At 68.0% G+C, this 14,341-nt stretch carries 11 protein-coding genes and 1 tRNA gene; 6 read left to right on the forward strand and 6 right to left on the reverse strand.

The features are described from left to right. Window positions 1–28: 28 nt before the first annotated feature. The 3 genes from CHB64_RS00495 to CHB64_RS00510 all read right to left on the reverse strand — a co-directional run bounded on the left by CHB64_RS00495 (window position 29) and on the right by CHB64_RS00510 (window position 4,459). On the reverse strand, window positions 29–2,626 hold the full coding sequence (locus CHB64_RS00495; RefSeq protein WP_159462352.1) for a TonB-dependent receptor: 2,598 nt from the start codon (window positions 2,624–2,626) through the stop codon (window positions 29–31). 604 nt (window positions 2,627–3,230) lie between these two features. After that, a tRNA-Arg gene (locus CHB64_RS00505) sits at window positions 3,231–3,307 on the reverse strand. Window positions 3,308–3,430: 123 nt separating this feature from the next. Further along, window positions 3,431–4,459 (reverse strand): P1 family peptidase, encoded by a 1,029-nt coding sequence (locus CHB64_RS00510; protein ID WP_089410640.1) that lies wholly within the window; start codon window positions 4,457–4,459, stop codon window positions 3,431–3,433. 100 nt (window positions 4,460–4,559) lie between these two features. Between CHB64_RS00510 and ggt the strand changes: the two genes are divergently transcribed. Beyond that, window positions 4,560–6,368, forward strand: coding sequence for a gamma-glutamyltransferase (gene ggt / locus CHB64_RS00515; protein ID WP_200815185.1), 1,809 nt, complete (start codon window positions 4,560–4,562; stop codon window positions 6,366–6,368). An 8-nt stretch (window positions 6,369–6,376) separates the two neighbouring features. Here ggt and CHB64_RS00520 read toward each other — a convergent pair whose 3' ends face one another. Genes CHB64_RS00520 through CHB64_RS00530 form a run of 3 tightly spaced genes read right to left on the reverse strand, consistent with a single transcriptional unit; the run spans window position 6,377 to window position 10,031 of the window. Next, on the reverse strand, window positions 6,377–7,810 hold the full coding sequence (locus tag CHB64_RS00520; RefSeq protein ID WP_089410642.1) for a sensor histidine kinase: 1,434 nt from the start codon (window positions 7,808–7,810) through the stop codon (window positions 6,377–6,379). Between the two features lie 14 nt (window positions 7,811–7,824). Next, window positions 7,825–9,237 (reverse strand): dihydrolipoyl dehydrogenase family protein, encoded by a 1,413-nt coding sequence (locus tag CHB64_RS00525; RefSeq protein ID WP_089410643.1) that lies wholly within the window; start codon window positions 9,235–9,237, stop codon window positions 7,825–7,827. Then, window positions 9,237–10,031: a TVP38/TMEM64 family protein gene (locus tag CHB64_RS00530; protein ID WP_089410644.1), complete on the reverse strand. Its 795-nt coding sequence runs from the start codon at window positions 10,029–10,031 to the stop codon at window positions 9,237–9,239. Before CHB64_RS00530 ends, CHB64_RS00525 begins: the two co-directional genes overlap by 1 nt. 313 nt (window positions 10,032–10,344) lie before the next feature. Between CHB64_RS00530 and rpmH the strand changes: the two genes are divergently transcribed. The 5 genes from rpmH to CHB64_RS00555 all read left to right on the forward strand — a co-directional run bounded on the left by rpmH (window position 10,345) and on the right by CHB64_RS00555 (window position 14,330). Beyond that, window positions 10,345–10,479 carry a 50S ribosomal protein L34 gene (rpmH, locus tag CHB64_RS00535; RefSeq protein WP_089411404.1) on the forward strand — a complete coding sequence of 45 codons (135 nt, stop codon included), beginning with the start codon at window positions 10,345–10,347 and terminating at the stop codon, window positions 10,477–10,479. Between the two features lie 68 nt (window positions 10,480–10,547). Beyond that, window positions 10,548–10,874: a ribonuclease P protein component gene (gene rnpA, locus CHB64_RS15700; protein ID WP_407640861.1), complete on the forward strand. Its 327-nt coding sequence runs from the start codon at window positions 10,548–10,550 to the stop codon at window positions 10,872–10,874. A gap of 32 nt (window positions 10,875–10,906) precedes the next feature. Continuing rightward, complete coding sequence (gene yidC / locus CHB64_RS00545; RefSeq protein WP_089410645.1) at window positions 10,907–12,697, forward strand: membrane protein insertase YidC; 1,791 nt, start codon at window positions 10,907–10,909, stop codon at window positions 12,695–12,697. Further along, complete coding sequence (gene yihA, locus CHB64_RS00550) at window positions 12,694–13,341, forward strand: ribosome biogenesis GTP-binding protein YihA/YsxC (protein WP_089410646.1); 648 nt, start codon at window positions 12,694–12,696, stop codon at window positions 13,339–13,341. Before yidC ends, yihA begins: the two co-directional genes overlap by 4 nt. Window positions 13,342–13,388: 47 nt before the next feature. Further along, window positions 13,389–14,330 carry a tyrosine recombinase XerC gene (locus tag CHB64_RS00555; RefSeq protein WP_089410647.1) on the forward strand — a complete coding sequence of 314 codons (942 nt, stop codon included), beginning with the start codon at window positions 13,389–13,391 and terminating at the stop codon, window positions 14,328–14,330. Window positions 14,331–14,341: the final 11 nt, after the last annotated feature.

The raw sequence follows: 14,341 nt of genomic DNA on the forward strand, positions 1-14,341 counted from the left end.
CCGCCGGCGTTTTCACAATCTGGCGTCGTCAGAACCCTACGCTTGCGCCGAAGAAGAATGTCGTGCCGACATATTCATATTCGGTGTTCCACGCAGGCCGTCCGCCTTGGAATTCCGTCGTCGGCTCGTTGTTCAAATTGACGCCCTCCACGAACAGTTTGACATTTTCGCGGACATTATAGGCGATCTTCGCATCCCACCGACCGAAGGCCCCTTGGTCGAGAACCAGGTCCGGATTGGAATTCGGGTCAGTCAGAAAGCTGTCATTGAACGCATAGCTGACCGACGCGTCGATCGGCCCTTTTTGATAGAAAACCGAAAAGGCGTAGGTCTTCTCTGCCTGACCGACGAGCGGGAGGACCTCGCCAGTCGGAAGCGTCGTCTCGCCGTCGATGAACGTCGCCGACGCCGAGGCGCCGAAACCGTCGAGCGGCGACGGCAGGAAATCGAATTGGGTCTGCCCTAGCAGCTCGATCCCCTTCAGTTCGGCCGATGCGCCGTTGATCGTCGTCTTAAGATCGAGACGCGTCAGCACCGACGTGTCGATCGCGCCGACGAGACCGCGCGCCGCGAGCGCTGCGTCCATCTCCGCCTGCGTCGTCAGCGATTCCGTGAACGGGACAAGTTCGTCGGATATATCCTTGTAGAACAGGCCGACGGAAAGCGCCGTAAAATCATTCGGATACCACTCCGCCGACAAGTCGAAGTTCCATGATGTGCGCGGACGAAGGTCCGGATTGCCGATATTGACCGTGGCGATCGGCCCGCCGTCGTCTGTCGCGGTCGAGCGCGGCGCGATGATGTCGAAATCCGGCCGGCCGAGGGCGCGCGTAACGGCTGCGCGGAAGACAAGGCTTTCATCCGGTCGGTAATTGGCGATGATCGACGGCGTCACGGTGACATAATCGCCGCCATCCTCGACGCGCGTCGCGACGCCGTTAAGCAGAAGATTGCCGCTGCTTTCGATGTCCGTCCATTCGACGCGCGCGCCCGCGATGAGTTCAAGATCGCCATACTGCTTTTCGCCCATCGCATAGCCGGCGATGATGCGCTCGCGCAGCGCGTAATCAGCCGCATTGTCGGCGACGAAATTATCGTCGAGGTCCGCCTCGAAGAAGGAGGCGTTCGCCGGATCGGCGAAGAACGCGTTGAGCCCGTCGATATTCATGAAGATATTGGGAACGTCGCCGGCGTCGGTGTCATTGATGAATGCCCCGTCGGTAAAGGCCGGCGAAGTTCCAAGCGTCAGCGCCGAAGCGCCCGGATTGAACCGGCGCCGCCCTTCGTCGAGAATGCGATCGGTTGAAGCGTATTTAGCGCCGGTCTTGAGATAGAAGCTGTCGTCGATGTCCCACCGCAGGTCCGCCTTGCCGGTCCAAGTGATTTCTTCAAGCGCGCGATCGAAGAAACGGACCCGCCGCAAGCCGAACAGCGAAGGATCTTGCCGGTCGGGCGTGCCGGCGTCCGGGGTTATGTCGACGACGTTGAGATCGTTAAGCGCCCAGGCGTTCGGCCCGAAGATGGCGGCGGAGCGAAACTCCCAGAAGTCATTTGGCTCGGAAAGGTCGTTCTCGCTGCGCTGGCCGAGAAACGTCAGCGTATAGGCGCCGAAGGTCTTTTCGCCTCCAGCCGCAATTGTGAAGAGCTCCTTGTCCGCCTTTTCAAGACGTATGTTGGCGTTGACGCGATTCGGGCCTGACACGCCGGAGCGCCCAGTCAGAGGAACGACGCCGCTGCTGAGATTCTCCTCAAAACGGTTTCTGTGCTGGAACTCGCTCCAGTCCGCGTAAAAGCCGCGCACGAAGAATTGCGTTTCATCGTCAGGGCGGAACTCGACCGCGCCGTTGATATTGAGCCGCTCGCGGCCGATGACGTAATAATTATTCTTGACGTTGACGGGCAGACCGATGCCGCTGCTCTCGTCCCAATCGTCCTGATAGCGGCCCTGGGCTATATATTCCCTGTCCGACCACGACGCGCCAATGAGCCAGCCGATCGTGTCATTGGCGAGCTTGCCCGCGACCAGCGCGTCGACCGCATAAGGGTCATGGCCGCCAAAGCCCTCGTCCTTGGGACGGATTTCCTCGTAGCCGTAGCGCCCCGTCAGATAGCCGTAAAATGCGTCGTCACGGTCGAAGGGCATCGCCGTTTTGAGATTAACCGTGCCGCCGATGCCTTGCGCATCCATGTCCGGCGTCGGCGTCTTGATGACCTGGACGCCGCCGAGAACGCCGCCCGAAATCACGTCAAGCGGCGCGCCGCGCCCGCCGCCTTCCTGCTCGGGCGAACCGAGGGAGACGCCGTTTATGGCGACATTGTTGAGGCCCGGATTGACGCCGCGAATCTGGACGAAGCGTCCTTCGCCCTTCTCGACCAGCATGGTGACGCCTGGCAGGCGATTGAGCGACTCGCCGACATTCTTATCCGGCAACTGGCCGAGTTCATCGATCCCGAGCGCGTCGACGACGCGGCTATCGTCGCGTTTTTCCTCGATCGCTTTTTGACGCGAAAGCTTCGTGCCAATGACGACGATTTCATCTCGGTCGTTCGACGCATCGGTCTGGGCATAGGCGTAAGGCGTACACAGAGCGCCCGCAGCGCCCAGCAACATAGTCTTGAATCTCATCTTAGTCCCCAAATGACCCGATGGGGCCGTTAATGCGTCGTCATGACGGGATAGTGACGCTTGCGCGAACTTTTTTAGCGGGCGTCCTGAATCGTTCAGGCGCGGCTGGCGTGATGATTGAAGGTCTGTTCCGGACTCCATACGGCGCAATGCTCCGCCCGGGGAAAAGCTGTCGCCTGCCATGCCCTCGACAGTTGCGCGGGCGGCTCGGGCACGTGAACAAGCGCCTCCGCAATCTCTTGGCCGCTATCGCCGACGGGCTCGTCAAAGAAAGCGGTCTGTTCCGTGAAGAGATGGCGGCCGCCGAGGCCGAACGCGAGAACCTCGTTCGTCTGATTGAAGCGGAGGAAGCGCGCGCATGCGCGGCGCTCAAGCCGATCGGACTAGACGAAGCCGCGATCGCGGCGCAGCGCTTGCGCCGGCTTATCCTGGAGGCGCCCGGCGCATTGAAGAAGCGCTATGTGCGCGCTTTCGTCTCTGAAATCGTCGTGGGCCGTTCGGAGATTGTCGTCGCCGACCCCCAAGACGCGCTGGCCGAAGCCGTTTCCGGCGAGACGATCGCCCATATCGCCGGCGGACCGGTTCGCAGTTTGGTATTAGCGAATGGCGCGCCCGAAAGGATTCGAACCTCTGACCCCCAGATTCGTAGTCTGGTGCTCTATCCAGCTGAGCTACGGGCGCGCATCGCGCAAGGCCGCCCGCCTGAAGGCCGGGCCCCGCGCGGACCCGCGTTAAAGCGGATTGCGCGGCGAATTGCAAGGCCGGCCGGAACCGGCGCCGGCGGGCCTTTTCGCGTTCCGCGCCCTAGCCGCCCCGCCCGTCCTGCCGTTCGGCCTCGAAGACGGCGCGGGCGACGGCGCGCGCCAGGCAATCGGCGGCCAGAAGCCCGACGCGCGTGAGCGTCAGCGGATCGCAGGGGCGCTCCTCGCCCGTCGCCAGCACGAAGACCGCGTCGCCGTCGGTCGGCCCGTGGACCGGCCGGACGGCGCGGGCGAGCCCGTCCTGCGCCATGATCGCGACCCGGCGCGCGTCGGCCTGGGTCATATCGGCCGCGACCGCGATGACGGCGATAGTCGTGTTGGCCCGCGCGCGCGCCGCGGCGCGCTTCGCGTCGGGCGGCAGATCGGGAACCGGCCGCCAGTCCGGCGCGGGCCGGGCGCCGCCGAACTCGCCGTCCTCCTCGAAAGGCCAGGCCCAGAAAGCCGCGCTCGCCGGCATTCTGACCGAGCCGAAGCTGTTGACCGCGACGAGCGCGCCGAGGACGAGCCCGTCGTCGCAGACGTAAGAGGCCGAGCCGAGCCCGCCGGGCCCGGCCCCCGCCATCGCGCCGTAGCCCGCGCCCGCCCGGCCGAGACGGACGGGCCCGCCGTCCGCCGCCGCGCAGGCGTCGCGCCCCAGCCGACGATAGGGCGGCTCTTCGCCCCAGTCCTTGTCGCCGCCATTGGCGAGATCGTAGAGGATCGCCGCCGGGACGATGGGCGAGGCCGGCGCGCCCGCGCCTTTCACGAGCGCGAAGCCGCGCCCGCGCGCGCCGAGCCAGGCCGCCGCGCCGTCGGCGGCGGCGAGCCCGTAAGAGGACCCGCCGCTCAAGACGATCGCGTCGGCGCGCGCGACCAGGGTCGAAGGATCGAGCAGATCGGTCTCGCGCGTGCCCGGCCCGCCGCCGCGCACGTCGCCGGCGCAGACCGCCGGCGCGGCCGGCAGCACGACGCTGACGCCGGTCTTCGCGCGCGCGTCCTGCGCCGCGCCGACGGAGATTCCCGGCACGTCCGTGATGTCGTTGCGCGGGCCCTTGCGCGCGGTCTTGCCGGTCCTGGTCGCAGCGTTCGTCATTTTGCAATCATGCGCGCGTGATCGTATTTCGCCGGAGGGCGGCTCGCCGTCGCAGCCGCGGCACTCTACAAGGTTCGGCGCGGAAAGAAGAGGAATGTTCATGGCGTATTTGCGCAAGGGCGCGCGGGCGCTCGCGGTCATCACGGCGATGCTGGCGTTCGCCGCCTGCGGACGGGAGACGGGCGGACAGACGGGCGCGCCGGCGGCGCGATCCGAGGCGGGCGCCGCCGCCCCCAAACGGTATTTCGTCGCCGCGGCCAACCGCCACGCCGTCGAGGCGGGCGCAATGGCGCTCGAGCGCGGCGGCTCGGCGGTCGACGCGGCGATCGCGGTGCAGGCCGTGCTTGGCCTCGTCGAGCCGCAGTCCTCGGGCCTGGGCGGCGGCGCCTTCATGCTGCATTACGACCCGGCCGCCGGGACGCTCGAGACCTATGACGGGCGCGAGGTCGCGCCGGCCTCGGCCCGGCCCGACCGGTTTCTCACGCCCGAAGGCGAGCCGATGAACTTCCTCGACGCGGTGGTCGGCGGGCTCTCGGTCGGCGTGCCCGGCGTTGTGCGCATGCTCGAACTCGCCCATGAGGAGCACGGGGTCCTGCCATGGGCGGAGCTTTTCGAGCCGGCTGCGCGGCTCGCAGAGGAGGGCTTTGCCGTCTCGCCGCGCCTTCACGGCCTCATCGCGCGCATTCCACGACTGAAGCAGATGCCTGCCGCCGCAGAATATTTCTATACGGAGGACGGCGCGCCCCTTCCCGTCGGCCATGTGCTGAAGAACCCGGCCTATGCGCGCACGTTGCGCCTCATCGCCGAAGGCGGCGCGGACGCGTTTTATGAAGGCGAGATCGCCGCGGCGATCGTCGAAGCGGTCAATTCCGCGCCCAATCCGGGGGGCATGACGCTCGAGGATCTGCGCGATTACCGCCCGGTCAAGCGCGAGGCTGTCTGCGGGCCCTATCGGGGATATGAAATCTGCTCCATGGCTCCGCCGAGTTCGGGCGGGGTCACGCTCCTGCAGATCCTCGCCCTGCTCGAGCCGTTCGACATGAAGGGCGCCGGCGCGGACAGCATCGAGGCGATTCACCTGCTGTTCGAGGCGAGCCGGCTCGCTTACGCCGACCGCAACATGTATCTCGGCGACCTCGACCATGCGGCGGGCGATCTCGCGCCCGAAGCGGTGATCGCCGGGCTGCTCAATCCGGCCTATCTCGCCGCGCGCGCCGCCCTCATCAGCCGCGCGCGCGCGATGGAGAGCGTCGGGGCGGGCGATCCGTCCGTCTACGCCATAGACGGCGAGGCCGCGCCCGGCCGCTGGAGCGGCTTCGCGCCCGACGCCTCGCCCGAGCCGCCTTCGACCAGCCATTTCGTCATCGTCGACGGCGAGGGACGGGTCGTCTCCATGACCACCACGGTCGAGTTCGCCTTCGGCAGCCATCTCATGGCCGCCGGCATGGTGCTGAACAATCAGCTTACGGACTTCTCCTTCCTGCCGGAACGCGACGGCGTTCCCGTGGCCAACGCGGTCGCGCCCGGCAAGCGCCCGCGCAGCTCCATGACGCCGGCGATCGTCTTCGACGGCGAGGGCGAGGTCTGGGCCGCGCTCGGCTCGCCCGGCGGGCCGGCGATCATCGGCTATGTGGCCAAGACCCTGATCGGCCTGATCGACTGGGGACTTTCCATGCAGGCCGCGATCGACGCGCCCCATGCGGTCTATCCGCGCGGCGCGCCGATCCTCGAAGCCGGCGGCTTCGATGCGCAGATCGTCGCGGGACTCAGACGCCTCGGCCACGACGTCTCGGAGCGGGAGCTGACGAGCGGCCTGCACGGCTTCCGCCGGCTGCCGGACGGGACCTTCGACGGCGGCGCCGACAAACGCCGCGAAGGGACGTGGAAGACGGGATTCGTCGCCGAATAGCGCGCGCCCTACGCCTGCGGCAGGGTCAGCGCGAAAACCGTTCCGTGATCGTCTGATTTCGCGATGACGAGCGCGCCGCCGTGGGCGCTGGCGATCTCGTGAGCGATCGCCGCGCCGAGACCGGACCCGCCCGGCTTTCGCGAGCCCATGAAGGGCTCGAACAGATGCGCGCGCGCCTCCTCTGGCAGGCCGGGGCCGTTGTCCGCGACCTCCACCTCGACATTCGCGCCCTCCTTTCGCGCCCGGATGAAGACGCGCCCGCCGTTCGGCGCGGGCGCGCCCCCGCCCTCATCGGCCGGCGCGAGCGCCTCGGCCGCGTTGCGCACGAGATTGAACAGCGCGCGGTAAAGCTGGTTGCGGTCGGCGACGATCTCGAGATCCTCCGGGACCTCGTTGACGAAGCGCGCATGCATGACCGCCGTATCGTCGAACACCTCGTCGACGAGCCCTTTCAGCGGGAAGCGCGACTTCGACAGCATGGCCGGCTCCATGCGCGCGTAGCTGAGCGTATCGCGGCTCAGGGCGATGGCGCGGTCGAGCGCCTGAATAAGACGTGGACTGAGCTTTTTCACGCGCGGATCGTCGCTGCCTGCAAGCCGATCCGACATGAGCTGGGCCGAGGCGAGAATATTGCGAAGATCGTGGCTCAGCTTCGACACGCCCGCGCCGAGCGCGGCGAGCCGGCGGCGCTGCGACAACAGCTCGTGCACGCGCCGCTCGAGCGCGCGCAGGCTTTCCTGCGCCGCGCCGATCTCGTCCTCGCGGCGCGTCGGTTCAATGATGTTGCGCTCGTCTTCCGGATTGGCGTTGAACGCCGCCATCTGGCCGGTCAGACGGCGCACCGGCCTGACGATCAGGCAATCGAGCGACCAGTAGACGAGCGCGGCCGTCAGGGTCGAGATGATGAGCGACAGGCCGAGAATGTTGCGCGCGTAAGTGTGCAGATCGCGGCGCAGGGCCCGCTGCGAGACCAGCATGCCGACCTCTTCCCCGCCGAATTTCGGCCAGCCGATGACGCGCAGAAGCCTGTCGCCGCGCGAGAACATGGTGCCCCAGGCGTCGAGCGTGAGCTGCACGGGGCCGGCGCCGTGCAGGTTGACGTAATGCATCGGCCTGTCCTTGTAGGCCCCGATATCCGGCGAATAGACGGGAACGCGCGCGCCCTGGCGCGTGACCGTCACGCCGAGAATATTGGCGGTCGCAAAGAGCTGGCGCGCGACCGTGGGGTCGATCATTTCCTGATCGGGCGCTTCGAGCGCGAGGCCGACGAGATAGGCCGCCTCGATGCGCGCATAGAGCCAGTCGGCGCGCTGCTTGGCGACCGAGGGGATCATCACCACCGCCTCGGCGAGCAGCACGAACAGGATCGTCAGCATCAGAAGCTGCGTCGACAGCGAGCGGCGGATGCGCGCGAAAGACCTGGCTGGAGCGGCGCGGTTCATGCCGCCTTTATCGCCTAGTCGAAAAGGGCGAGCAATCGCACGAGCAGCCTCGTGCGGTCGGAAAACAGCGCGGGCGCATACCATGCGCCCGCCGCGCGCTTGACGATCTCGCCGCGCGTCGGATAGGCCGGCATGACGTTCGTAAAGGCGCGCATGGACATTTTGTCGGCCATGGCGAAGCAGACGAGCCCGATCGCTTCGGCCGCGCCCGCGCCGGCCGCGCTCGCGCCAAGAATACGGCCGCGCTGATCGGCGACCAGCTTGAGGAAACCCTCCGTGCGCCCCTCCGTCTGCGCGCGGTCGTTGTCGGCGAAACGCCAGCGCGCGGACCGCGCGCCGGGATGGTCCTTCGCCGCCTCCTCTTCGGACAGGCCGACGGCGGCGATTTCCGGGTCCGTGTAGGTCGCGCGCGGGGCGAGCCGGTCGCGCCGGCGCGCAGGCATCTTGAAGAGAATGTTGCGCACGATCGTGCTTGCATGATCGCCTGCCAGATGCGTGAACTGCGGCCCGCCCGCGACGTCGCCGGCGGCGTATATGCGTCGGTTGCTCGTTCGCAGGCGATCGTCGACGACGATTCCCTTGTCCGTATACGCAACGCCTGCGGCTTCGAGGCCGAGACCGTCGACATTCGCGCGCCGGCCGACGGCGAGCAGGAGGTGCGAGCCCTCGACCGTCTCGCCGCCTTCGAGCGCGACCGAGACCGCCCCCGCGCGAGCGTCGATGCGGGCGATCTTCGCCCGTTCGCGCAGCGCGACGCCTTCCGCGTCCAGCCGCGCGCGCAGGAGGCCGACGGCCTCAGGGTCCTCCCGGTTGAGGATCTCCAGCGCGTCGATGATCGTCACGCGCGCGCCGAGGCGCCGGAAAGCCTGGCCCAGCTCGCAGCCGATGGGCCCGCCGCCGACGATGACGAGATGGCCGGGAAGCGCGTCGAGATCGAAGACCGTCTCGTTGGTGAGATAGGGCGCGGCCTCAAGGCCCGGAATCGGCGGAACGGCGGGCGAGGATCCCGTTGCGACCACGAAATGCTTCGCGCGGATCTCATGCTCGCCCGCGGCGAGCGCGCGCGGTCCGACGAAGGCGCCGGCTTCGCGGATGACCGTCGCGCCGAGACCCTCGAAGCGCTCCTGGCTGTCATGCGGGGCGATGGCAGCGACGGCCGCGCGCACATGCGCCATGACGGCTGGAAAATCGACGGTCGGTTCTCCGTACACGCCGAATTTGCCGCCATCGCGCATCGCCTGCGCGCGCGCCGCGGCGGCCAGAAGCGCCTTCGACGGCACGCAGCCGTAATTGAGGCAGTCCCCGCCCATCTTGCCCTTCTCGACGAGGACGACCTTGCGGCCGAGCTGGGCCGCGCCGGCCGCGACGGACAGGCCCGCCGCGCCGGCGCCGATCACGCACAGATCGGCGTCGATGACGTTCGGCATTACTGCTGCTCCGCGTCAAGCTTGTCGCGACGGCGCAGGACGCGCCACAGAACCGGCAGCAGCGCCAGCACGGAGAGCGCGACGATCGGGGTGAGAATCTCCGGCTGCAGAAGAAGACGGCCGAAGGCGACCTCCCCGCCGCGCGCCAGTATCGCGCCGAGGCCGTTGCCGGCGCTCACATAAGCGAAGGAGCCGGGAATGATGCCGATGAAGGTGGCGAGCACGTACTCGCGCGTTTTGATGCGCGTGAAGGCCGGCGCGATGTTGACCACGAAGAAGGGAAAGAGCGGGATGAGCCGCAGGAGCAAAAGATAGGAAAAGGCGTTCCGGCTGAAGCCGTCCTCGATGCGCCGGACGAATCCGGCCGCCCGCGCGCGCAGGAACTCGCCGAACGCGGTGCGCGCCGCGATGAAGATGGCGCTGGCGCCGAGGGTGGCCGCGACGACGACGACGGCGGTTCCGGTCCAGATCCCGAACAGAAAGCCCGCCGCGACCGACATCATCGCGCCGCCGGGCAGCGACAGCGCCACGACCAGCGCATAGGCGAGCATGAACAGCGCGAGCGCGCCCCAAAAATTGCGCGCGACGAAGGCCGCCAGCGCCTCGTGATGAGCGCGCAGCGCGTCGAGGCTGAGATATTTGTCAAGCCCCAGCGCGAAGACGAGGCCGAGCCCGACCGCGATCGCGAGGAGCGGGGCGAAGCGCAGCCAGCGGCGCGGCCGGCCCGGCGCGGGCGCGCCGCCGGCTTCGGCTGTTTCCTCGGCGACCTTCGGCGGAACGGGGGAAGCGTTCATCGGCGCGCGGGTTCTCCTCATCGGGCGCGCTTGCGCGCGCTCGTCTCACAATAACGGCGTTCGGAACAGGCAGATAACGCCCTGGCGCGCCGAGCGCCCGACAATTCCTGCTGAAATCCGGTCACAATGAAGGGAGAAGCCGGGAACGAAGCGCGACGCGCAAGACGGGGCCGCCAGCGGGATCTCTCGCGGCGCGCTTCCGCCCCCGCCGCAGCTTTTCCCGCGCCTTGACGGGGCGGCGCCCAGCGGCTAGGTACGCGCCTCCTGCGCGGCGCGCGCCGCGGCACAAGAAGATTCCTGAAGAGATTGCGCCATGAAACGGACCTATCAGCCGAGCCGGCTCGTTCGCAAGCGCCGCCACGGCTTCCGCGCGCGCCTGGCCACCAAGAACGGCCGCAAGGTGCTGGCGCGCCGCCGCGCCAAGGGCCGCAAGCGGTTGTCGGCCTGAGCGGGTCCGACCGGCCGTCCGGCGGCCGCGCCGGCGACCCGCCGCCGCAAGCGGCCGTCCTGCGGCCCATTCGCAAAAAGGCGGATTTCCAGGCCCTGCGCGGCGCGGCGCGCCGGGGAACGGCGAGCTTTCTTCTGGTCCGGCGGCGCCGGGAGGACGGCGATCCGGCCATCGGCGTCGGCTTCGCGGTCACGAAGAAGCTCGGCAAGGCCGTCCTGCGCAACCGCATTCGCCGGCGTCTGCGCGAGGCCTGCCGGCGGGTGATGCCGGTTCACGGCGAGCCGGGCTGCGATTATCTCCTCGTCGCCCGGGCGGGCGCGGCGACGCGCCCCTGGGCGCGGCTGCTTGACGATTTGAAGCGGGCCCTTTTAAGCCACGCGCGAGCCTCCACATAACGCCGGCGCGCGGAGAACTTCGAGAGAAGCTGATGGATCGGAATTTCATTCTCGCGATCGCCCTTTCCATGGGCGTCATCATCCTGTGGGAGGCGCTGGTCGCGGGCCCGCAGCGCGAGGCGATGGAAGCGGCCCGGCGCGCGGCCGGCGAGCAGACGGAACAGGCCACGCCCGGCGAAGCCGCCGATTTCGGCGCGGTGATCGGGACCCGTCCCGCCGTCACGATCGAGGAGGCGCTCGCCGCCGCGCCGCGGCGCATCCCTGTCGAAACGCCGAGCCTTGTCGGCTCGATCAACCTCGCCGGCGCGCGCATCGACGATCTGCGCCTCAAAAACTATCGCGAGACGGTCGAGCCCGACAGCCCGATGATCCGCCTGCTGAGTCCGGAAGCGACCGAGCACGGCCATTTCGTCCAGCAGGGATGGTTCGTGGGCAGCGCCTCCGATCGCACCGCCCTGTGGAGCGCGCCGGAGGGCGCGCAGCTGACGCCGGAGACGCCCGTCACTCTCACCCGACGCGCCGGCGGGCTCGTCTTCGAGAAGACCATCGCCGTCGACGAGAAGTTCATGTTCACGGTCTCGCAGACCGTGCGCAACGAAGGCGGCGAGCCGGCGACCATCACCCCCTACGGCCTCGTCGTGCAGCGCGGCGTGCCGAACAATCTCCAGAACTTCATGATCCTCCATGAAGGGCCGATCGCCGTCATCGGCAAGGCGCTTTACGAGCGCAAATACAAGAAGGCGATCAGCAACGAGATCAGGGCCGAAGGCGATCAGGGCTGGGTCGGCATCACCAACAAATACTGGCTCGCCGCCGCGATTCCGCCGCAGGGCGAGCGCTTCAACGCGGTGATGCGCAATGTGGGCGGGCCCGAGCGCCCGGTTTTCCAGGCGAGCTACGCGCTCAGTCCCCGCACGCTCGCGCCGGGCGAGACGGCGACGCTGACCTCCTATCTGTTCGGCGGAGCGAAGGACGTGGACATCCTGCGCTCCTACGAGAAGCCTCCCGAGAAGGGCGGGCTCGGCATCGCGCGCTTCGACAGCGCCGTCGACTGGGGCAAGTTCTTCTACTGGGCGACGCGGCCGATCTTCACCGTGCTCGACTTTCTGGGCGACCGCACGGGCAATTTCGGCGTCGCGATTTTGCTCCTGACGCTGATCATCAAGATCCTGCTCTTCCCGCTGGCCAACAAGGCCTATGAGATGACGGCGAAGATGAAGAAGCTGCAGCCGCAGCTCGAGCAGCTCAAGGCGCGCTACGGCGACGACAAGATGAAGCTGCAGCAGGAGATGATGGCGCTCTACCAGAAGGAGAAGCTGAACCCGGTCACGGGCTGCCTGCCGATCTTCGTGCAGATGCCGATCTTCTACGCGCTCTACAAGACGCTGTTCGTCACCATCGAGCTGCGCCATGAGCCGTTCATTCTCTGGATCAGGGACCTGTCCGCGCCCGACCCGACGACGATCTTCAATCTGTTCGGGCTTCTGCCCTACGACCCGACGGCGCTGCCCCTGATCGGCGCCTTTCTCGGCGTCGGCGTGCTGCCGCTTCTGATGGGCGTCGCCATGTGGTTCCAGATGAAGCTCAATCCGCCGCCGGCCGATCCCATACAGGCGCAGGTCTTCGCGCTGATGCCGATCATCTTCACCTTCCTGTTCGCTTCTTTCGCCGCGGGCCTCGTGCTTTACTGGTTCTGGAACACGCTTCTGTCCATCGGCCAGCAATGGATCATCATGAAGCGCAACGGGGTCGAGGTCGACATCGCGGCCAATCTCGGCCTCTCGCGTTTCGCGAAAAAGACCCCGCCCGCGGCCGGAAAATGACGCCTGCGGAGGATTATCTCCCGCCAGAGGCCGTCGAGGCGGGGCGCCGGCTGTTCGCCGGGCCCTGCGACTTCATGCTCGGCGTCGCCGCGATGGACGCCCTGCCCGAAGCCGGTCCGCCCGAGGTCGCCTTCGCCGGCCGCTCGAATGTCGGCAAGTCTTCGCTCTTGAACGCGCTCGCCGGACGGAAGAACCTCGCGCGCGCCTCGGCCGAGCCGGGCCGCACGCGCGAGCTCAATTTCTTCGATCTCGGCGGCGCGCTCCGGCTCGTCGATCTGCCGGGCTACGGCTATGCGCGCGCCGCCCAGCGCGACGTCGAGCGCTGGTCGCGGCTCGTGCGCGACTATCTGCGCGGACGGCCTTCGCTGCGCCGGGCGTGTCTGCTCGTCGACGCCCGCCACGGCCTCAAGCCCGCCGATCGCGAGGCGATGGACCTGCTCGACGAGGCGGCGGTCAATTACCAGATCGTCCTGACCAAGACCGACAAGGTGAAGCCGGACGCGCGCGCAGCGCTCCTGCGCGACACGGCGGCGGCGATCGCGCGCCGGCCGGCCGCGCATCCGGTTTTGCGCGCGACATCGGCGCGGACCGGCGACGGGATCGAAGCGCTGCGCGCCGATCTGTGGACGCTGACGCAAAGCTGAGGGCGCCTTTCACCCTTTCTTAACCATCCGCGCGCGCAACTTGCGCCATGACCGCACGTCGCGCCAGCCGGACCGTCGCCGCGCCCGACCTCGCCGGCGCGCGTGCGGCCTTTCTCGCCCATCTCAAGGCCGAACGGCGGGCGAGCGCGCATACGCAGCGTAATTACGGCGCGACGCTGGCGCGCTTCGAAAGTTTTCTTTCCGGCCATCTCGGCGGCGCGCCTGGACTCGACGCGCTCGCGCGGCTCGAAGCGCGCGACTTTCGCGCCTTTCTCGCCGCCCGCCGGGCCGACGGGGCCGGACCTGCGACGCTGAAACTCGATCTGTCCGCACTTAAATCGTTTTTCCGCTTTCTCGCCCGCCGTTACGGCGTAGAGAACGATGCGATTACGGTCATGCGCGGACCCAAGGCGAAGGAGCGCCTGCCGCGTCCGGTGAGCGAGGCGGACGCCGCCGCACTTGTCGGCGAGGCGCAAGAAGAAGGCGAGGCGGCCTGGGTCGGCGCGCGCGACGACGCGCTGTTCATGCTGCTTTACGCAGCGGGCCTGCGCATTTCCGAGGCGCTGTCCCTGCGCCGGGCCGACGCGCCGCTGGGCGAGCGGCTGCGCGTGCGCGGCAAGGGCGCGAAGACTCGCGAAGTTCCCCTCATCGCGCCCGTCCGCGAGATCGTCGAGCGCTATCGCACGCTTTGCCCTTACGGGAGCGAAGCAGGCGATCCCCTGTTCTTCTCCGTGCGCGGAAAGCCGCTCAGTCCGCGCCTCGCCCAGCGCGCGCTCGAACGCCGGCGCAAGGCGCTCGGCCTGCCGGACTCGGCGACGCCGCACGCGCTGCGCCATTCCTTCGCCACGCATCTGCTCGCGCGCGGCGCGGACCTGCGCGCCATCCAGGAGCTTCTGGGCCACGCCTCGATCGCCGCTACGCAACGCTACCTGAAGGTCGAAGCCGAACGCCTTCTTTCCGTCTACGAACAGGCTCACCCGCGGGCGTAAGGGGGAAGTCC

This window comes from Amphiplicatus metriothermophilus (assembly GCF_900199215.1).
Lineage (GTDB): Bacteria > Pseudomonadota > Alphaproteobacteria > Caulobacterales > Parvularculaceae > Amphiplicatus > Amphiplicatus metriothermophilus.